General features: G+C 64.6%; 16 protein-coding genes and 4 pseudogenes. 7 read left to right on the top strand and 13 right to left on the bottom strand.

The features are described 5' to 3' along the window. Positions 1–24: 24 nt before the first annotated feature. From AB3L03_RS25360 to AB3L03_RS25345, 4 genes and pseudogenes are all read right to left on the bottom strand, one after another. Positions 25–627, bottom strand: a complete 603-nt coding sequence (locus tag AB3L03_RS25360) for a K(+)-transporting ATPase subunit C (RefSeq protein WP_368507182.1) — start codon at positions 625–627, stop codon at positions 25–27. A gap of 110 nt (positions 628–737) precedes the next feature. Beyond that, positions 738–2,851, bottom strand: a pseudogene (gene kdpB / locus AB3L03_RS25355) (potassium-transporting ATPase subunit KdpB). Positions 2,852–2,900: 49 nt separating this feature from the next. Further along, positions 2,901–4,604, bottom strand: coding sequence for a potassium-transporting ATPase subunit KdpA (gene kdpA / locus AB3L03_RS25350; protein WP_368507181.1), 1,704 nt, complete (start codon positions 4,602–4,604; stop codon positions 2,901–2,903). Between the two features lie 31 nt (positions 4,605–4,635). Continuing rightward, positions 4,636–4,725 (bottom strand): K(+)-transporting ATPase subunit F, encoded by a 90-nt coding sequence (locus AB3L03_RS25345; protein WP_018454042.1) that lies wholly within the window; start codon positions 4,723–4,725, stop codon positions 4,636–4,638. A gap of 488 nt (positions 4,726–5,213) precedes the next feature. On the opposite strand from AB3L03_RS25345, the pseudogene AB3L03_RS25340 reads away from it, so the two are divergent. The 3 genes and pseudogenes from AB3L03_RS25340 to AB3L03_RS25330 all read left to right on the top strand — a co-directional run bounded on the left by AB3L03_RS25340 (position 5,214) and on the right by AB3L03_RS25330 (position 8,147). Next, a pseudogene (locus AB3L03_RS25340) lies at positions 5,214–5,681 on the top strand (hypothetical protein). A 214-nt stretch (positions 5,682–5,895) separates the two neighbouring features. Next, positions 5,896–6,531, top strand: coding sequence for a uracil phosphoribosyltransferase (gene upp, locus AB3L03_RS25335; protein ID WP_085351919.1), 636 nt, complete (start codon positions 5,896–5,898; stop codon positions 6,529–6,531). A gap of 33 nt (positions 6,532–6,564) precedes the next feature. Further along, positions 6,565–8,147, top strand: a pseudogene (locus AB3L03_RS25330) (AMP-binding protein). Positions 8,148–8,216: 69 nt separating this feature from the next. Here AB3L03_RS25330 and AB3L03_RS25325 read toward each other — a convergent pair. After that, positions 8,217–9,383 (bottom strand): acyl-CoA dehydrogenase family protein, encoded by a 1,167-nt coding sequence (locus AB3L03_RS25325; RefSeq protein ID WP_085351921.1) that lies wholly within the window; start codon positions 9,381–9,383, stop codon positions 8,217–8,219. Positions 9,384–9,613: 230 nt separating this feature from the next. Between AB3L03_RS25325 and AB3L03_RS25320 the strand changes: the two genes are divergently transcribed. Then, positions 9,614–10,066, top strand: coding sequence for a MaoC family dehydratase (locus AB3L03_RS25320; RefSeq protein ID WP_026232656.1), 453 nt, complete (start codon positions 9,614–9,616; stop codon positions 10,064–10,066). After that, entirely contained in the window at positions 10,066–10,917 is an 852-nt protein-coding gene (locus tag AB3L03_RS25315; protein WP_317245821.1) for a CoA ester lyase, read from the top strand. Before AB3L03_RS25320 ends, AB3L03_RS25315 begins: the two co-directional genes overlap by 1 nt. A gap of 186 nt (positions 10,918–11,103) precedes the next feature. On the opposite strand, the gene AB3L03_RS25310 is transcribed toward AB3L03_RS25315, so the two are convergent. Both AB3L03_RS25310 and AB3L03_RS25305 read right to left on the bottom strand, forming a co-directional pair. After that, positions 11,104–11,901, bottom strand: coding sequence for a fumarylacetoacetate hydrolase family protein (locus tag AB3L03_RS25310; RefSeq protein WP_085361511.1), 798 nt, complete (start codon positions 11,899–11,901; stop codon positions 11,104–11,106). 150 nt (positions 11,902–12,051) lie between these two features. After that, positions 12,052–12,264 (bottom strand): hypothetical protein, encoded by a 213-nt coding sequence (locus tag AB3L03_RS25305; protein WP_368509133.1) that lies wholly within the window; start codon positions 12,262–12,264, stop codon positions 12,052–12,054. Between AB3L03_RS25305 and AB3L03_RS25300 the strand changes: the two are divergent. Further along, positions 12,166–12,663: pseudogene (locus AB3L03_RS25300) on the top strand (LysR family transcriptional regulator); the annotation flags it as partial. The gene AB3L03_RS25305 and the pseudogene AB3L03_RS25300 sit on opposite strands and share 99 nt — an antisense overlap. A 28-nt stretch (positions 12,664–12,691) precedes the next feature. Next, complete coding sequence (locus AB3L03_RS25295; RefSeq protein WP_368509132.1) at positions 12,692–13,000, top strand: hypothetical protein; 309 nt, start codon at positions 12,692–12,694, stop codon at positions 12,998–13,000. A 105-nt stretch (positions 13,001–13,105) separates the two neighbouring features. Here AB3L03_RS25295 and AB3L03_RS25290 read toward each other — a convergent pair whose 3' ends face one another. From AB3L03_RS25290 to AB3L03_RS25265, 6 genes are all read right to left on the bottom strand, one after another. After that, positions 13,106–14,218, bottom strand: a complete 1,113-nt coding sequence (locus tag AB3L03_RS25290; protein WP_018454034.1) for a trypsin-like peptidase domain-containing protein — start codon at positions 14,216–14,218, stop codon at positions 13,106–13,108. Positions 14,219–14,258: 40 nt separating this feature from the next. Continuing rightward, the gene (locus tag AB3L03_RS25285) at positions 14,259–14,702 is read right to left on the bottom strand and encodes a hypothetical protein (protein ID WP_368507180.1); all 444 of its coding nucleotides are present in this window, start codon (positions 14,700–14,702) and stop codon (positions 14,259–14,261) included. 133 nt (positions 14,703–14,835) lie between these two features. Beyond that, a complete protein-coding gene (locus AB3L03_RS25280; RefSeq protein WP_018454031.1) occupies positions 14,836–15,297 on the bottom strand; it encodes an Hsp20 family protein in 462 nt (153 codons plus the stop codon). Positions 15,298–15,538: 241 nt separating this feature from the next. Then, positions 15,539–17,029: an amidase gene (locus tag AB3L03_RS25275; RefSeq protein ID WP_368507179.1), complete on the bottom strand. Its 1,491-nt coding sequence runs from the start codon at positions 17,027–17,029 to the stop codon at positions 15,539–15,541. Between the two features lie 17 nt (positions 17,030–17,046). Next, positions 17,047–17,844, bottom strand: coding sequence for a xanthine dehydrogenase family protein subunit M (locus tag AB3L03_RS25270; protein WP_204512138.1), 798 nt, complete (start codon positions 17,842–17,844; stop codon positions 17,047–17,049). Between the two features lie 11 nt (positions 17,845–17,855). Then, positions 17,856–20,243 (bottom strand): xanthine dehydrogenase family protein molybdopterin-binding subunit, encoded by a 2,388-nt coding sequence (locus AB3L03_RS25265; RefSeq protein ID WP_368507178.1) that lies wholly within the window; start codon positions 20,241–20,243, stop codon positions 17,856–17,858. Between the last annotated feature and the right edge of the window lie 2 nt (positions 20,244–20,245).

Genomic DNA, 20,245 nt, shown 5'->3' with positions numbered 1-20,245 from the left:
TCATCCGCGCGGACCTAGCCTAGACTACTTCGTGGCACGATCGAGCGCGAGATTCAGAGTCAGCACGTTGACCCGGGGCTCGCCGATCAGGCCGAGCAGGCGGCCCTGGGTGTTGGAAGCCACCAGTTGCTTGACCTGATCCTCCGGCACGTTTCGCGCCTTCACGACGCGCGGCACCTGGAATTGCGCCGCTTCCGGCGAGATATCCGGATCGAGGCCACTGGCTGAGGTCGTCACGAGGTCGACCGGCACGGCGGCATTCGGATTCTCGCCCCTGAGCTTGTCCACGTCTTCCTGCAGCCGGTCGGCCAGCGCCTTGCTGGTCGGGCCGAGATTTGAGCCACCCGAATTCGCGGCGTTGTAGGGCGCCGGTACCGTCTTGGTCGAATCGTTCGGATTCGGCGCCACCGTCGCCGAGGGACGGCCGTGGAAATATTTGTCGTCCTTGAACTCCTGCCCGATCAGGGCGGAGCCGACCACCTTGCCGTCGCGCTCGATCAGGCTGCCCTGCGCCTGCGCGGGGAAGATCGCGCCGGCAATAGCGGTCATCGCGAGCGGATAGGCTAAGCCAGTGATGGCGGTGAGCACCAGCAGCAGGACGATGGCGGGGCGGATTTCTCTGAGCATGTGTTTCTCCTATTTCTTTCGTCATTGCGAGGGGCGAAGCGACGAAGCAATCCAGTCTCTCAGCCGCGGCAAGAATTCTGGATTGCTTCGCTTCGCTCGCAATGACGGGGTTAGGCCAAATGCAAAGCGGTCACCACGAGGTCGATCGCCTTGATGCCGATAAAGGGAATGACGATTCCGCCGAGGCCGTAGATCAGCAGGTTGCGCCGGAGCAGTGCGCCGGCCCCGACCGCGCGATAGGCGACGCCCTTCAGCGCCAGCGGGATCAGCGCGATGATAACAAGCGCGTTGAAGATGATCGCCGACAGGATGGCGCTCTGCGGGCTCGACAGATTCATGATGTTGAGCACATTGAGCTGGGGGTAGAACGCCAGGAACATCGCCGGGATTATCGCGAAATATTTCGCGACGTCGTTGGCGATCGAGAATGTAGTCAGCGCGCCGCGCGTCATCAGGAGCTGCTTGCCGATCTCGACCACCTCGATCAGCTTGGTCGGATTGGAGTCGAGGTCGACCATGTTGCCGGCCTCGCGAGCCGCCTGGGTGCCCGTGTTCATGGCGACACCGACATCTGCCTGCGCGAGCGCCGGCGCATCGTTGGTGCCGTCGCCGCACATCGCCACCAACTTACCCTTGGCCTGCTCGTCGCGGATCAGCTTGAGCTTGTCCTCGGGAGTTGCCTGCGCCAGGAAGTCGTCGACGCCGGCTTCCGCTGCAATCGCGGCCGCCGTCATGGGATTGTCGCCGGTAATCATGACGGTGCGGATGCCCATGCGTCGCAGCTCGGCAAAGCGCTCGCGGATACCGCCCTTGACGATGTCCTTGAGCTGGATGATGCCGAGCAGCTTGCCGTCCCGGGCGACCGCCAGCGGCGTGCCGCCGGCCTTCGATATGTCGTCGGCGATGGTCTGAATCTCGCGGCCGATGTCCGAGAGCCCGGCGGGCTGGATGGAACGAGCCGTGTTGCCGGAGGCGACCACCAGCGGTCCACCGCCACCGACATAGTTGAGGATCGCATCGACCGCGCCCTTACGCACCGACGAGCCGCCGGCGTCGACGCCGCTCATGCGGGTCAGCGCCGTGAACGGGATGAAGGTGGCTCCCAACTCGGCCATGTCGCGGCCACGGATACTGTATTTTTCCTTGGCCAGCACCACGATCGAACGGCCCTCCGGGGTCTCGTCGGCGAGCGAGGCGAGCTGGGCCGCGTCCGCCAGCTCCTGCTCGGTGACCCCGCGCACCGGGCGAAAGGAGGTCGCCTGGCGGTTGCCGAGCGTGATCGTTCCGGTCTTGTCGAGCAGTAGCGTGTCGACGTCTCCGGCGGCCTCGACCGCACGGCCGGACATCGCCAGCACGTTGAAGCGGACCAGACGGTCCATGCCGGCGATGCCGATCGCCGACAGCAGTGCGCCGATCGTGGTCGGGATCAGCGTCACGAACAGCGCGACCAGCACAACCACCGAGATCGAGCCGCCGGCATAGGCCGCGTAGCTCGGGATGGTGACGGTGGCGAACACGAAGATGATGGTGAGGCCCGCCAGCAGGATGTTGAGCGCGATCTCGTTCAGGTCTTCGCCCGCTCGGCGCCCTCGACCAGCTTGATCATACGGTCGATGAAGGTCGAGCCCTGCGCTGCCGTGATCCGCACGCGAAACCAGTCGGACAGCACCTGGGTGCCGCCGGTCACCGCCGAACGGTCGCCACCGGATTCGCGGATCACGGGTGCGGACTCGCCGGTGATGGCGGCCTCGTTGACGGACGCGACGCCCTCGATCACCTCGCCATCGGAGGGAATGGTATCGCCGGCCTCGACCAGCACGATGTCGCCGACCTTGAGGCTGGTGCCGGGCACCAACTTGAAGGTGCGGTCAGAGCCGGTCAGTAGCTTGGCCTGGCTCTCGGTGCGGGTCTTGCGCAGCGATTCCGCCTGCGCCTTGCCGCGGCCTTCTGCTACCGCTTCGGCGAAGTTGGCAAACAGCACCGTGAACCAGAGCCAGACGATGATCTGGAAGGTGAAGCCGAGATTCTCACCGGCGGTGAGGAGATCGCGCAGGAAGATCACAGTGGTGAGCGCGGCCACGATCTCGACCACAAACATCACCGGATTCTTGATCATCAAGCGCGGATCGAGCTTGATGAAGGACGCGCGGATCGCAGGCACGACGATCTTGGGATCGAGCATCGCCGAGACGGACGCGCGTTTTTGCAGTTTCGTGGTATCCATGGAGGTCACTCCAAACAATCAGAAGGCGGTCGATCAGAACACTAGTCGTTCAGAACACTTGGCCGGCGTTCATCGCGAGATGCTCGACGATGGGGCCGAGGGCGACGGCCGGGAAGAAGGTGAGGCCGCCGATGATCAGGATCACGCCGACGACGAGGCCGACGAACAGCCCGCCCGTGGTCGGGAGGGTGCCCGCGGACGGCGGGATCGATTTCTTGGCGGCCAGCGAACCCGCGATCGCCATCGCCGGGATGATCATGAAGAAGCGGCCGACGAACATCGCGCTTGCGAGCGTGAGATTGTAGAAGAAGGTGTTGCCGGTGAGGCCCGCGAATGCCGAGCCGTTGTTGCCGGTCGCCGAGGTGAAGGCATAGAGCACCTCGGTGAAGCCATGCGGCCCGGCATTCGCCATCGAGGCGACCGCCGCCGGATAGATCACGCCGACCGCGGTCCATCCCAGATACATCAGCGGCAGCACCAGGATCGCGAGCATCGCCATCTTCACCTCGCGCGCCTCGATCTTCTTGCCGACATACTCCGGCGTGCGGCCGACCATCAGGCCTGCCACGAAGATCGCGAGCACGACGAACAGCAGCATGCCATAAAGGCCGGCGCCGACGCCGCCGACGATGATTTCGCCGAGCTGCATATTGATCAGGGGAATCATGCCGCCGAGCGCCGTGAAGCTGTCATGCATGGCGTTGACCGCGCCACAGGAGGCGGCCGTCGTGATCACGGCGAACAGGGAGGACGCGATGATGCCGAAGCGAACCTCCTTGCCTTCCATGTTGCCGCCGGTCAGGCCGAGCGCGTGCAGGGTCGAAGTACCGTTGGCCTCCGCCCAATAGGTGATGACGACACCGGCGACGAACAGCACGCCCATCACGGACAGGATCGACCAGCCCTGGCGCTCGTTGCCGACCATGCGACCGAACACGTTGGTCAGCGCCGCACCCAGAACGAAGATCGACAGCATCTGAATGAAATTGGACAGCGCGGTCGGATTTTCGAACGGATGCGCCGCATTGGCGTTGAAGAAGCCGCCGCCATTGGTGCCGAGCATCTTGATCGCGACCTGGGAGGCGACCGGGCCGACCGCGATGGTTTGCTTGGCACCCTCGAGCGTGGTGGCCTCGACATAGTCACCGAGCGTCTGCGGGATGCCCTGCCAGACCAGGAACAGCGTATAGACAATACAGATTGGCAACAGCACATAGAGGCTGCAGCGGGTGACGTCGACCCAAAAATTTCCGACGGTGCGCGCCGACGCGCGCGAGAAGCCGCGGATCAGGGCGACCGCCAGCGCGATGCCGGTTGCCGCCGACAAGAAGTTCTGGTGCGTCAAGCCGAGCATCTGCACGAGATAGGACAGCGTGCTCTCTCCACCGTAATTCTGCCAGTTGGTGTTGGTGATGAAGGAGATCGCGGTGTTGAAGGAGAGATCCGCGGCGACAGCGCTTTGGCCGGCCGGATTGAACGGCAGGACGGCCTGCAACCGCATCACGCCGTAGATGATGAGGAAGCCGCCGACATGGAACAACAGCATGGCGACCGTATAGGTCAGCCAATGCTGCTCGCGCTTCTCGTCGACGCCGGAGAACCGGTAGATGCCGGCCTCGATCGGACGCAGCACCGGAGACAGGAAGGTCCGCTCGCCGTTGAACACGCGCATCATGTACCAGCCGAGCGGTTTTGTGAGCGCGACGGTAATGACGCAAAAGAGAATGATCTGGAGCCAACCGATCATAGTCATGATATCAACCCTTCAGGCTTCGTGAGCACGGTCAGAACCGCTCGGGCCGCAGCAGCGCGTAAGTGAGGTAGAACAGGAGGCCGAGCGAAACGGCGCCGGCGAGCGAATAATCGAAGATCATGGCCGCTCCTTCAAAGCCGTTCGCAGGCGTAGGTGTAGCCAATCGCAAGGGCGAAGAAGCCGAAGCCCAGCGCCAGCATCAGAATGTCCATCATGGAGATACTCCTCGTTGCGCCATTGATTTGGACGCAACCGTTTCTCGGGAGACCCGGTCGGCGCGTGAAAGGAAATGCCAGTGCATTTCCACCGCGCCCACCGGGACCTTTGACCGTGCTGAAGTGCCACCCCAGGCATAGGTTTTCGAGACGAGGGCCGTGGCGAAGTTATAGGAATCTCATAAAAGGCCGAGGCTGGCCTGGTCGGACAACGCTCGCGAGGCACATCACATCGTCGTCCCGGCGAAGGCGGAGAATGGCGCGCGACCGCCCCCATCCCGCACTTATGAAATCCCTATATCTCCCGCCCCGCCCCCATCTCGTTTTCAAATGCCGTTTTGGCCATCTTGGAGAGGCCGGCCGACTGACCGACGCCACCTCCAGGAGGCCTGACATGACCACCGCCGCTCTCCGACACTACGATCCACCGTCACTTGGCAACCGCTTGCGCAATGCGCAGGTGATGACGCAACCGTTGATGCTCGAGATCATCGACAAGGCGTGTCGGCACTTCCCTTCAGCTCGGACAGATCGAGCCCACCGCGCGCGTCACGCGCCTGATCGAAGCAGAGGCCTGGGCCGATGCCGCGCACTGATGGAGCTGGAGCTGCCGCTCTGGCAAGTCCGCCGCATCGCCTATGACGAGGGTGAATGGCATTGCGCTCTCTCGCGCGAGCGCGAATTGCCGGACTGGCTCGACGCCGCGGTCGAGGCGCGCTACTCCGATCTCGCGCTCGCACTGCTGTCGGCTTTCATCGAGGTTCAGGCATTGGCCCTGGAAGTTTCGCGTCCGAGTGTTCCCACTGTTCGCCCCGCGCCTGACCCGCTCTACGAGCCGGTAGGCTGCGAAAATTTCGGCTAGTGGGCGCGGTCCTGACGCTCGTCATCACACTCGTGGCGCGCGGGCTCGGAGCATAAACCGTCACGCCCATCGACCGCGAATTGACCATGGCTGCCTACGGGGCGAGCAACCGGCTCCGCAGCGCGGTCGCGACGCCCGGCTGAGGGCACGTCTCCCGCACCAAAAACACTCGGCCGATCTGGCGCAGTTTCACGGAACCGTGTAGATCGGTTTCATGAGCATCAGCAACGTCAACGTGGTCGCCCATCCCCTGGTCCAGCACAAGCTCTCCCTGATGCGGGAGAAGGACCGCTCGACCAAGAGCTTTCGCGAAATCCTGAACGAGATCGGGATGCTGCTCGGCTACGAGGTGACGCGCGACCTGCCGCTGGAGCTGGTCGAGATCGAGACGCCGATTGCGCCGATGCGGGCGCCCAAGATCGCCGGCAAGAAGCTCACGCTGGCGCCGATCCTGCGCGCCGGCGTCGGCTTCCTCGACGGCATGCTGGCGTTGATGCCCTCGGCGCGCATCGCTCATATCGGGCTCTACCGCGATCCTGAGACGTTGCAGGCCGTGGAGTATTACTTCAAGGCGCCGCAGGACCTGTCGGACCGCACCGTGATCCTGATGGATCCGATGCTGGCGACCGGCAATTCGGCCTGCGCCGGCGCCTCGCTGCTGAAGGCGCGCGGCGCCCGCGACATCCGCTTCGTCTGCCTTCTGGCGGCGCCTGAGGGCATCGCGCAGTTCCAGAGCGAGCATCCGGACGTGCCGGTCTGGACCGCCGCGATCGACGAGCGGCTCAACGACCACGGCTACATCGTGCCGGGGCTGGGCGACGCCGGCGACCGGATGTTCGGCACCAAGTAGACAGGTGCGCGCGATCGGGTTAGTTCGATTGCCATGGGCGCCAACGAATTTTCGCTGCAATCGCTAATCCGGGCCGAGGCCGCCGCCGATCCCGCCTTCGTGTTCGACGGCACGCCGGTCTCGCGCGCGGAGTTCTCGGAAAAGATCGAGCAGACCGCCGCTTGGCTTGCCGCGCAGGGTATCGGCAAGGGCGACGTCGTTGCGGTCTGGCTGGTCAACCGAATCGAATGGATCGCACTGCTGTTCGCCGCCGCCCGGCGTGGGGCAATCGTCGCCGCCGTCAATACACGCTACCGCAGCGCGGAGGTCGCGCATCTCCTGAAGCTGTCCGGCGCCCGTGTGATGGTGATCGAAGCCGCGTTCCGCTCGATCGACTTTGCCGCTATTCTCGCCGACGTCGCCAAGGACGAGGTGCCCGCGCTACGAGAACTCGCGGTGGTCGGCGCGGATGAGATTCCCGCCCAATGGCCATGCGTACGTTTCGACGCCTTCGACAAGCCTTATCCGCCGGCTACGCCGGAGGAGGAGGACGTCGATCTGCCTCTGCTGCTCTACACGACGTCGGGCACCACCAAGGGACCGAAGCTTGTCGCGCATTCACAGCGAACATTGGCCACGCACGCCGCCGCCGTTGCCAAGGCGCTCAAACTCCGCCGCAGCGCCATGCGCTGCTGGCGATGCTGCCGTTCTGCGGCACTTTTGGCATGACGAGCTTGCTCGGCTTCGTCGCAGCGGGCGCGGCCGTCCATGCGCTCGACGCCTTCGAGGCCGCGCCGGCGCTGAAGATTCTCCGCAAGTGCGGGATCACGCACGCCTTTGGTTCCGACGAGATGTTCCGCCGCATCCTCGCCCTCACCGACGCGCCGCATCCATTTCCGCATGTCGAGGCATGCGGCTTTGCCGCGTTCCAGCCCGGCTGGCGCGAGCTTGCGGCGGAGGCCGAAGCGCGCGGTATGCCGTTGCACGGCCTCTACGGTTCGAGCGAGGTGCAGGCGCTGTTCTCGATCGCACGCTCGAGTGATGGCTTCGCCGATCGCATCGAGGGCGGCGGCTGGCCGATGTCGCCGGAGGCCAAGGTCCGGGTGCGCGACACCGAGACCGGCGAACCCGCCCCTCGCGGCGTCTCCGGCGAGATCGAGATCCGTGCGCCATCACTCTTTCTCGGCTACTACAACAATCCCGACGCGACGCGCGACGCCTTCACCGCGGACGGCTTCTTCCGCACCGGCGATATCGGCCAGCTGCGCGGCGACGGCTCGTTCGTCTACGAAACCCGCGCGGGCGACGCCATGCGGCTCGGCGGCTTCCTGGTTGCGCCCGGCGAGATCGAGGACGAACTCAAATCGTGCGCTGGCGTGGCCGACGCCCAGGTCGTCGCGGTCGATCTGAAGGGAAACGCCCGCTGCGTTGCCTTCGTGATCCCCTCCCAGCAACCCCACGAGCCGCCGCGGCAGGACGCGTTGATCGCCCGCCTGCGCGAGCGGCTCGCCGGCTACAAGGTCCCGGCGCGGATCTATGTCGTGGAGGCCTTCCCCGTCACCGACAGCGCCAACGGCGTCAAGATCCAGCGCGCCCGGCTTCGGGCCATGGCGATGGAGCGGATCGCGGCCGAATAGCTCTGCCGTAGCGCGTCGCGGTGATCGGGCGCGAATATCGCGGCGCCCGGCAATGGTACGTGTTCGAGCTTAGTATGACTTGGCCAGTCCAAGCACCTTTTCCGCAATGAAGCTCAGCGCAAGCTGCGGGCTGACCGGCGCGATGCGCGGAATCAGAACTTCACGCAAGTAACGCTCGACGTGAAACTCCTTGGCATAGCCAAAACCGCCATGGGTCATCACCGCCTGCTCGCAGGCGTGATATCCGGCCTCACCCGCAATGTATTTCGCGGCATTGGCGGCGCCACCGCAAGGCATGCCCTTGTCGTATTGCCAGGCCGCCGACATCACCATCAACCAGGCCGCCTCGAGCTCGACCCAGTTTACAGCCAGCGGATGCTGAATGCCCTGGTTCTTGCCGATCGGCCGGTTGAACACCACGCGGGTCTTGGCGTATTCGGTCGCGCGCGACAGCGCGAGCTTGCCGAGGCCGACGGCTTCCGCTGCGATCAGGATGCGCTCCGGGTTCATGCCTTCGAGGATATACTGGAAGCCTTTGCCTTCTTCGCCGATCCGGTCTTCCATGGGGATCTCGAAATCCTCGAAGAACAGCTCGTTGGAATCGACGGCCTTGCGGCCCATCTTCTCGATCTCGTGGACCTTGATCCTGTTGCGGTCGAAGTCCGTATAGAACAGGCTCAGCCCATGCGTCGGCGAGCGCACGTCCTCCAGCGGCGTGGTGCGCGCCAGCAGCAGGATCTTGTGCGCGACCTGCGCGGTGGAGATCCACACCTTCTGGCCGTTGACGATATAGCGGTCGTTCTTGGCCACCGCTCGGGTCTTGAGCTGGGTGGTGTTGAGGCCGGTGTTAGGCTCAGTCACGGCAAAGCAGGCCTTCTCGCGGCCCTCGACCATCGGCGGCAGCATGCGCTTGCGCTGTTCCTCGGTGCCGAACACAACCACTGGATTGAGACCGAACACGTTGATGTGCACCGCGGAGGCGCCGGACATGCCGGCGCCGGATTCCGCGATGGCGCGCATCATGATCGCGGCTTCGGTGATGCCGAGGCCGGAGCCGCCATATTCCTCCGGCACGCAGATGCCGAGCCAGCCGGCGTCCGCCATGGCCTTGTGAAAGTCGTGCGGGAAACCGCCGTCGTGGTCCTTCTTCAACCAATAGGCATCGGGAAAGTCTTCGCAAACCTTTGCGACGGCGTCGCGAATGGCTTCCTGCTGAGCGGTGAGCGCGAAATCCATATTCTTGATCTCCTTCTTGGGAGAAGCGACCGCGCAATCTCCCCCTCGTCGCGTTCCCCACGCGAAGGCCGTGGCGGATTGGTGCGCCCGAACGTGCCTTCGCTTGCGTTCTTTAACTTGAAAAGCAGGGTACAGATACGTGAATTTCCCTATCAACTGTGTGTAGCATGCATAGGGTCATGCGGCGCGAGGATGCGAGCGCGCCGTTATTTCGCAGGGAGGAAACCGCGATGGCCGGACTTTATTTCGAGGAGTTTTCGGTGGGCCAGGAGTTCAGGCATCCCCTGACGCGGACCGTCACGGAGATGGACAACACCCTGTTCAGCCTGCTGACGCTCAATCCGCAGCCGCTGCACATCGACGCACATTTTTCGGCCCAGACCGAGTTCGGCCAGCGCATTTTCAACAGCCTTTACACCCTCGGCATCATGATCGGCATGACGGTCTATGATACGACCATGGGGACCACCGTTGCCAATCTCGGCATGACGGACGTCACTTTTCCGAAACCGGTCTTCCATGGCGATACGCTGCGGGCGACGACAAAGGTGCTTTCGTTGCGGGAATCCAAATCGCGCCCCAAGGCGGGCATCGTCGAGTTCGAGCACCACGCTCTCAACCAGAACGACGAGATCGTCGGCAAATGCCGCCGCATGGCGATGATGCACAAGAGGCCGGTCTGATGCGTTCGATGCTGTTCGTGCCGGGCGACTCCCCGCGCAAATTCGAGAAGGCCAGCGAAGGCAACGCCGACGCGCTGATCATCGATCTCGAAGATTCCGTCGTCACCGACAAGAAGCCGGAGGCGCGCGGGTTGACGCTGACGATGCTGAAGGGCCGCAACAAGCCCCACCAGCTCTATGTCCGCGTCAACGCGCTCGACACCGGCATGACGCTCGCCGACCTTGCCGCGGTGATTCCGGGCCAGCCCGACGGCATCGTGCTGCCGAAATCGCAGGGCGGCGACGACGTGCGACGGGTCGCGACCTGGCTGGAAGCTTTGGAAGCTGCGGCTGGTATCGCCATTGGCTCAACACGCATCGTCTGCGTCGCGACCGAAACCGCAGCTTCGATCTTCGGGCTCGGCAGCTACAAGGGCTGCTCTCCTCGCCTCGCGGGCCTGATGTGGGGCGCGGAAGATCTCTCGGCCTCGCTCGGCGCGACCGAGAAAGCGGCGGGCGGCGTGTTCCACAGCCCTTATCGTCTGGCCCGCGATCTCTGCCTGATGGCGGCCGCCGCGGCCGAAGTCGCGCCGATCGACACCGTCTATACCGACATCGACAATCTCACCGGACTCGAACAGGAAACGCGCGCGGCGCGGCGTGACGGTTTTTCGGCGAAAGCGCTGATCCATCCCAAGCACGTCGACGTGGTCAACGCGGCGTTCGAGCCGACCGAGGCCGAGCGCAATTGGGCCGAGAAGGTGATCGCGGCGTTCGCGAGCAATCCGAACTCCGGCACGCTGCGCCTCGACGGCCAGATGATCGACAAGCCGCATCTTCGCGCCGCAAAGAAGATCCTCGGCCAGAGTTAGATCAGGACGCCGCGCTGCGACAGATGGGATCGAAGCCACTCTCAGCGTCGTCGTGGCCGGGCTTGTCCCGGCCATCCAGGGCTTCCACGCAACCGGCACCCAAAACGTGGATGCCCGGGACAAGCCCGGGCATGACGAAGCGAAACGTCCGGCCCCTCACTTTCCGCAGGCGGGGAGAGGGGAGCGTTAGACGATCTTGATCGACATATCCGGCAAGCCGTCGAGCTTGCACAACAGCACGTCGCCCTTCACGACCGGGCCGACATTCTCCGGCGTGCCGGAATAGATGATGTCGCCGGCCTTCAGCTCGAACGCTTCCGACAGTTTTGCGATTTGCTCGGCCACGCTCCAGATCATCTTGCTGAGATCCGAGCTCTGCTTCACCGTCCCGTTGATCGCCAGCGAGATGGCGCCCTTGTCGAAATGCCCGGTCTTGCTGGCCGGGTGGATCGGGCCGATCACCGCGGCGTGGTCAAAGCTCTTGCCGATCTCCCACGGCTTCTTCTCCGCGGCCATCCCGTTCTGGAGATCGCGCCGGGTCATGTCGAGGCCGAGCGCGTAGCCATAGACGTGGTCGAGCGCCTTCTCGGCCGGGATGTTGCTGCCGCCGGATTTCAGCGCGGCGACCAGCTCGACCTCGTGGTGATAGTTCTTGGTCAGCGACGGATAGGGATGATCGGCGACTTCGCCCACGGCGACGTTCTGGATCGCGTCGGTGGGCTTCTGGAAGAAGAACGGCGGCTCGCGGTTCGGGTCCGAGCCGCGCTCGATCGCGTGCGCCGCGTAGTTGCGCCCGATGCAGTAGATGCGGCGGACCTGGAACACCTGAGTTTCGCCGACGATCGGGATGGTGACCATCGGCACTGGAAAGATCGGCTTCGGGCCGGCCTGCGCCGCGGCCGGCGCAACTTCCGCGATTGAGGCAGCACTTGCCGCCGCGGCAATTGCGAGCAGCTCCCGTCGCGTTGCTGATGTCTCTTTCATGGCTTGTGCTCCCTTTTTATGTTCGTTGGGCGCATAATGCGCGCCGAGCCGCCTGATAATCAATATTCAGTATGCCAGCAATGCTGGACCGGCACGTCGACTAATTTAGAACAGGCCGGCTGCAGCCGAGCCTTCCGAACCGGCTCCCTTTCACCCTAGCATGGAACTTGCATAAATTCTGGGCGACATGGACGCCGCATGAACCTCATCAGCCTCGATATCCGCATGCTCCGGTCGCTGATCTCCGTGGTCGAGACCGGCAGCATCACCGAGACCGCGCGGCGGCTGGGCCGCACTCAGCCGGCGATCACTCTGCAATTGCAGCGGCTGGAGGAGCTCACCGGCAAGCAATTGTTCGAGCATGTCGGGCGCCGGCTCACGCTGAGCGAGGACGGCACCACGGTTCTCACCTACGCCAAATCCATCCTGAGGTTGCATGACGAATTGATTTCGCAGCTGGCGTCACAGGAGATCGAGGGTCAGGTCGTGCTCGGCACGCCCGACCTCTATGCCGCCTTCATGCTGCCGCAGATCCTCAGCGTGTTCCGAAAATCATTCCCGCGCGTCCAGGTCGAGCTCAATTGCGCGCTCTCGACGCCGCTGGTGGGCCTCGTCAAGCGCGGCGATGTCGACATCGCGCTCGTCACCCGCATGAACGATTTTACGGGCGGCCAGGTGGTACGGCGCGAGCAACTGGTCTGGATGACCGGCGAGCAGTCCTCCGCGCACCAGGAACGGCCTATCCCGCTGGCGTTGCTGCCGCCCGGCAACATCTATCGCGACTACGCGATTGACACGCTGGAACGTGCGAGATCTGCGCTGGCGCATCGCCTGCGTCAGCGAAAGCGTCGGCGGCCTCCAGGCGGCGGCCTTCGCCGGCATGGCCGTGACCGTACTCGGCCGCAGCGCGCTGGTGCCGGCGATGCGCGAGATCGGCCCGAACGAGGGCCTGCCGCCGCTGCCGAAGATCGAGCTGCTGCTTTACAAGTCGAGCGGCGCGACCTCGAAGGCGGCGACCGCCTTGCACGACTATCTCGCGCACTATCTGCGCCTCGACGAGGAGCTCAGCGGCCGCGGCGAGCCGATCGAGCTGGGATAAAGCCATCCGGACGTTCGCGCAGCGGTCGTCCCAAACTGCGTCCCGGGTCCACGATCGCAGACAAAGAGCGACCGGCTTGCTGCGGTGATATCCTCTTTGATTGGCCTAGCGAACGAGGCGGTTGCTTCCTGCATTGGCATTGCGCGGCTCGGTTGCTGGAGCCACTCGGACGAGGACCGTGAGCGGTGTGCCGTTGCGCAGCAGAGCGAGCTTCACCTCGTCGCCGACCCGCGCAAGACCAATGGTATTGCGCAGCTGCGCGGCGGTGCGGATCGGGCGGCCCTCCGCCGTGGTGACAATGTCGCCCTTGTGCAGGCCAGCCTTCTCGGCCGGCGAATCCGCGGCAACTTCGGCGATGAGCGCGCCTTCGGTGCGTCCCTTGTTGACGGACGGGTGGAGGTCCTTCAGCGAAATGCCGATGCGACCGCGCTCGACCCTGCCGGTGGCGATGATCTGCTCCATCACCTTGCGCGCCATGTTGACGGGAATGGCAAAGCCAATACCGACATTGCCGCCAGCGGGCGAGATGATGGCCGAATTTATGCCGACCAGTTCGCCCTGCAGGCTGACCAGCGCGCCGCCGGAATTGCCGGGATTGATAGCGGCGTCGGTCTGAATGAAGTCTTCATAACCCTGCTTGCCGAGGCCGGTTCGGCCTAGGGCGCTGACGAGGCCCGACGTCACCGTCTGGCCGAGGCCGAAGGGATTGCCGATCGCGAGCACGAAGTCCCCGACTTCCAGTGCGTCGCTGTCACCGAGGGGAAGCGCCTTCAGTCCGGTCGGATTCTGGATCTGGAGCACGGCGACGTCCGTCGGCGAGTCGCGGCCGACGACCTTTGCGGAAAACTGCCGGCCGTCCTTGGTCGTGATCTGGAGGGCGGAGGTGCCTTCGACCACGTGGTTGTTGGTCAGCACGTAGCCGCTCCGGGCATCGACGATCACGCCGGAGCCGGTCGCGCTGACTTCCTTCTCGATCTGCCTCGGAACGTCGAAGAATTCGCGGAACAGCGGGTCACGATAGAGCGGATTGTCCTCGCGTACCCGGCCGTGCACCGAGATGTTGACCACCGCCGGCGTCACCTGCCGAACCAGAGGCGCCAAAGTCGGCACCGAGCCGCCCGGCTTCAGATCGGGGATCTGGCCTGCGGCGGGATGTGACGCCGTCAGTATCAGCACCAGCAACGCAAGCGAGAACGAACGCATTGCAATCGTCTTCATGACCTGTCGCATCGTCTGAGATTGAAATCAGAGAGCCGCTTCACGTTTGTCTGGCGGCACGTCGAGCCAGCCTTGCAAGGCTAAAAATGGAATGGCCCAGGCCGCGGAGACCTGGCCGACCAGCACCAGAGCAAGAACGGCCTGCGTGAGCATCACGCGCCTCGCCGTTCTGCGGCGGCCCAAGGCGCCGCAGGCGCATCGGGACGCCGCCGCCGCGCGGCGGGTCGTCGTCATTGTCGCCGTCGAGCCGGCGCAGGGCCGCGAGAATATCGGCGAGCCGAATCGTATGGTTCATGCCGGGAATTTCACGCAAAGCGGGACAGGATTCGACCGCGTACATGTCGGACGCCCATGACGACAGGATGATCCGCTTCTCCGGCGTGGAGAGCTCCTTTGCATTCAGGACATCCGCGGGCGAACCGTAGTGAACCGCGGGATGAAACAGCGGGTTGAGATTTCCGGAATTCGTATTCACGTTTGTCATCGGTTGGGCCTCCCCTGACGCTCCTTTCGAAGGGATGGATGTGCTGATGATCGAATGGCCGTTCTCTCATGCATGTGGGAGCGCGGCGCGCATATCTGAGCGCCGCGTTCCACCATTCCCCTCGATCGAGCGCTTAGGCTGCTTTCTTCTGCTCGATCTGAGTTGCAGGAGAGGCCGCGCCCGCGATCTGGATCCGGCGCGGCTTCATCGCTTCCGGAACCTCACGGACGAGGTCGATGATCAAGAGGCCGTCCTGGAAGGACGCCTGCTTCACCTGGACATAATCGGCCAGGTTGAACACGCGCCGGAACGGCCGTGCGGCGATACCCTGGTACAGATATTCGCCCGTCGCGCCTTCGGGCTTCTTGCCCTCGACGGTCAGCGCATTCTGTTCGGCCGTCACCGTGATATCGTTGACGCCAAAGCCCGCCACAGCGAGGCTGATCCGGTAGTGATCTTCGCCGGAGCGTTCGATGTTATAGGGGGGATAGTTGTCTTCGCTCGCCTGGCGCAGCGCGCTGTCGACGAGACCGGCCAGATGATCGAAGCCGACGGTGGAGCGCCACAGGGGCGCGAAGTCAAACGTGGTCCTCATAACCAAGTCCTCCAAAGAGCAAGATGGATACGAAGGAGCGCAGGACAGGGTTTTAGACGGGTCCAAAGACACCGGCCCGGCGCCCGCTCCGGGCCCCTCGCGGGCACCCGGCACACCGCTCTCGCGGCGAAAATGACTTAGAAGAACGCAAGTCGACTTCAAGAGGGCCCCTCGAAAAATTTTTTGGGGCGCAGAGGCCAACCGGGAGGACGCGGCCGGCCGGTTCCAGGCCGGGTTCGGCTCACGCCTTCACGCGGGCAAGGTCCGGTTCGCGCAACGTCAGCTGTGGCCAGAACGCCGCCCATGGCTGGGCCGCTTCGAACGCAGCGGCGATGCGGAAGATCATGGGCTCGTCGAGCCAGGGAGCGACGATCTGCAAGCCGATCGGCAGCCCATCGCGATCGAAGCCGCAGGGCAGCGTCGCGGCCGGGAGGCCGGCGAGATTGATCGGCCAGGTGAAGGGCGACCAGCCGAGATGCGGATCGACCTTGCCGCCGTCGATCGTGTCGACGCCGAGGCGGCCGGCCTCGAACGCGGTCACCGCGACGGTCGGCGTCACCAGCGCATCGACTCGCTCGAACAGCTTCAGGAAGCTGCTGCGAGCCTGGGCGCGGCGATACCCTGCTTCGATATAGTCCGTGCCGCTGTAGCGCCTGCCGGCACTGATGACGTCAAGATAATCTGCTTCGGAGCTGGCGAGATCGGCCGTGGTCTTGCTCGAGACCGCGCCCGCCTGTTCGGTAAAGGCGATCGGCTTCAGCGTGTGCTCCAGGATCCCGGGATCGAGGCCCGGACCATCCATGGTGACCTGCGCGCCGCAGGCATCGAGAATGGCCAGCCCCTTGCCGAACGCCGCGCGCACATCGGGGCTGACCGCGGCGTAGCCGAGATCGACGCTGGCGCCGATGCGAATGCCGTTCAACGGCGCGGCCTTCGTATCGAACCGACGCGCCGCCACCGGCAGGCTTGCGGGATCGCGCAGATCGTAAGCAGCGATGATCTCCAGCGTCAACGCGGCATCCGCGACCGTGCGCGTAATCGGCCCGGTATGCGCGAGCGAGCCCCAGGACGGTGGCGAGAAGCCGGGCGAACGGGGCACCAGGCCAAAGGTCGGCTTCAGGCCAAACACACCGCAGAAGGACGAGGGCACGCGGATCGAGCCGACCCCATCGGTTCCGATCGCGATCGGACCGCAGCCGGCGGCAACGCCCGCCGCCGCGCCGCCGCTCGATCCGCCACTGGTGCGACCCGGGTTCCAGGGATTGCGCGTGGTGCCGGTGACCGGGCTGTCCGCCGTCAACTTGTAACCGGACTCGCAGGTCGTGGTCTTGCAGGTGACGATCGCACCCGCTTCCTTCAGCGCTGAGACAACCGCCGCGTCGACATCGGGCACGAACGCCTTGTTCATCGGTGAGCCGCCATAGGCCGGCACGCCCGCGACAAAGACCAGGTCCTTGATCGTGACGGGGACACCGGCGAGCGCTCCCTTGGTCTCGCCGGCGCGCATCTCCCTGGTGAGACGGTCGGCCTCCGCCCTCGCCTGCCCGTACATCGGCGTCACCACCGCGTTGCAGGCCTCGTTCGTCGCCTCCAGTGCGGCAATGGTGTCGTCGACGACATCGCGCGGAGTGAACGCCTTGCGCCGGTAGCCGGCCAGGATCTCGGTTGCGGAAAGCGAGCCAAGGCCAGTCGGCACCGGCGGGAAGGCCGTTCGGCCGGAACCATCAGTCATCATCAACCCTAAAAGAGCTAGCTGAGCGCCGCGTCGACGGCGCGCTTGGCCATGACCGTGACGAGATGTGCACGGTAGTCGGCTTCGGCGTGGATATCGGAGGTGAGACCGTCGGTGTCGATCCTGATCGCCGCGATCGCGGACGGATCGAAATTTCGCGACAGTGCTTCTTCCATCGGGGGAACGCGGAATACGCCGGAGCCCGCGCCGGTCACGGCGACGCGAACACCATCGGCGAATTTCGCGACGAACACGCCGACCAGCGCATAGCGCGACGCCGGCGCCTTGAACTTGGCGTAGCCCGCCCTGAGCGGCACGGGAAAGCGGATCGCCGTGATGATCTCGCCAGGTTCAAGCGCGGTCTCGAACAGACCACGGAAGAACCCGTCGGCCGCGATCTCGCGCGTGCTGGTGACGACGGTCGCGCCCAATCCGAGCACACCTGCCGGATAATCGGCCGACGGATCGTTGTTCGCGACGGAGCCACCGATAGTGCCGCGGATGCGTACGGCGGGATCGCCGATCATCGAGGCTAGCGCGGCGAGACCCGGGATCTTCGTCTGCACCAGCTTCGAGGCTGCTACCATGGCATGTGGCGTCATTGCACCGATGGTGATGGTGCCGCCGTCGTTGGTGATGCCCTTCAGATCTCCGAGCCTCGACAGGTCGACTAGGGCTGGCGGACTGGCGAGCCGCTGCTTCAGCGTCGGGATCAGCGTCATGCCGCCGGCGAGGAGCTTGCTGTCTTCGATCGAGGTCAGCAGTTTGGCAGCGTCGGGAATCCGGTCCGGCTGGTGATAGGCAAACGGCTTCATTGTCATCCTCCCTATTCCGCAGCGACCGGCAGCGACGCGTTCTGCAGCAGGCGCCAGATCCGGTTCGGCGTTGCCGGCATGTCGACATGGGTGACGCCGAGATGCGACAGCGCATCGACCACCGCGTTGATGACGGCGGCCGGCGAACCGATGGTGCCGACCTCGCCGCAGCCCTTCACGCCCATCGGCGTGTGCGTACACAGCGTCGAATGGGTCGCGATGTTCATCATCGGCATGTGGTCGGCGCGCGGCATGCAATAGTCCATCAGCGAGCCCGATAGCAGCTGGCCCGAGCCCTCGTCATAGACCGCGTTCTCGTACAGCGCCTGACCGACGCCCTGCACGATGCCGCCGTGCAACTGGCCCTCCACGATCATCGGGTTGATGACAGTGCCGACGTCGTCCACCGCGGTGTAATTGACCAGCGTCACCGTGCCGGTCTCCGGGTCGATCTCGACCTCGGCAATGTGGCAGCCGCCGGGATAGGTGAAGTTGACGGGATCATAATAAGCCTGCTCTTCGAGCCCCGGCTCCAGCACTTCGAGCGGATAGTCGTGCGGCACGTAGGCGGCGCCCGCGATCTCCTCGAACGTCCTCATGCGGTCGGTGCCTGCGACCGAGAATTTTCCGGCCTCGAACTGGATATCCACTTCGGCCGCTTCAAGCAGATGCGCCGCGATCTTCTTGCCTTTCGCGACCACCTTGTCCGTCGCCTTCGACAGCGCCGCGCCGCCGACCACCAGCGAACGCGAGCCATAGGTGCCCATGCCGAACTGCACGCGATCGGTATCGCCGAACACGATGTCGACATTGTCAAACGCGACGCCGAGCTTTTCCGAGACGATCTGGGCGAACGTCGTCTCGTGGCCCTGGCCGTGATTGTGGGTGCCGATCATGACCGTGACCTGGCCGGTCGGATGCACCCGCACCGTGGCGCTCTCATAGAGCCCGCCCCGCGCGCCCAATCGTCCCGCGAAGCGCGACGGCGCGAGGCCGCAGGCCTCGACATAGGTCGAGTAGCCGAGCCCGCGGAATTTGCCCCTGCGCGCCGACTCCGCCTTGCGGATACCGAAATTCTTGACGTCGGCCGCGACAAGAGCGCCGTCGAGACACCCCATCGGATCGCCGGAATCGTACTGCACCAGCACCGGCGTCTGGTACGGATAAGCCTCCTTCGGGATCATGTTGCGTCGGCGGATCTCGACGCGGTCGATGCCCATCTCGCTGGCTGCGACGTCGACGATGCGCTCCAACACGAAAGTCGCCTCGGGCCGGCCTGCGCCGCGATAGGCGTCGACCGGAACGGTGTTGGTGAACACCACCTTCACGTTGCAGTAGATTGCCGGCGTGGCGTAGACGCCACCGAGCAACGGTCCGTAGAGATTGGTCGGGATGTTCGGTCCGAAGGTCGAGAGATAGCCGCCCATATTGGCGAGCGTGTTGACACGGAAGGCCAGAAACTTTCCGGTCTCGTCCAGTGCGAGTTCGGCCTCGGTGACGTGATCGCGGCCGTGGCGATCGGAGACGTAGCCTTCCGACCGGCTCGCGACCCATTTGATCGGCCGCATCACGCGCTTGGCGGCCCAGGTGATCACGGCCTCTTCGCCGTAGTGGAACTGCTTGACGCCGAAGCCGCCGCCGACATCGGGCGCGACCACGCGCAGCTTGTGCTGCGGAATGTTCAGCACCAGCGCGCCCATCAGGAAGCGCACGACATGCGGGAACTGGCTGGTGGTCCACAGCGTGAAGCGATCCGTGCCGGGCTCGTATTCGGCGATCGCCGCGCGCGGCTCCATCGGGTTGCCGATCAGCCGGTTGTTGACGAGGCTGAGCTTTGCGACATGGGCCGCCTTCCGGAAGGCGGTCTCGACCGCGGCCTTGTCGCCGAGCTCCCAATCGCAACAGATGTTGTTCGGAACGTCGTCGAACAGTTGCGGCGCGCCGGGCCGCACGGCTTCGAGCACGCCGACCACCGAGGGCAGCACCTCGTAATCGACTGTCAGCAGCTCGGCTGCCGCGCCGGCCTGCGCCGGCGTCTCCGCGACGACGAAGGCCACCATGTCGCCGACGAAGCGCACCTTGCCCTGCGCCAGCATCGGGAACGGCGGCTCCTTCATCGGCACGCCCTTGGCATCCGAGATACCCCAGCCGCAGGGCAGCGAGCCCAGCTTGTCGGCGGCGGCATCCTCGCCGGTCAGCACCGCGATGACGCCGGGCGATGCCAGGGCCGCACTCTTGTCGATGCCGCGCAGGATCGCGTGTCCGTGCGGCGAGCGCACGAACACACCCGCCGTCATGCCCGGACGCTTGATGTCGGAGACGTAACTGCCGCGTCCGGTGAGGAAGCGCTGGTCCTCTTTCCGTTTAGGTGAAGCGCCGATCCCGATCACATGGCCCATGG

Origin of the sequence: Bradyrhizobium lupini, from assembly GCF_040939785.1 — a bacterium.
GTDB classification, from domain to species: Bacteria; Pseudomonadota; Alphaproteobacteria; order Rhizobiales; family Xanthobacteraceae; genus Bradyrhizobium; species Bradyrhizobium canariense_D.
The sequence above is the reverse complement of the archived record's forward strand: the minus strand, read 5'-3'. Positions and strand labels throughout refer to the sequence as shown.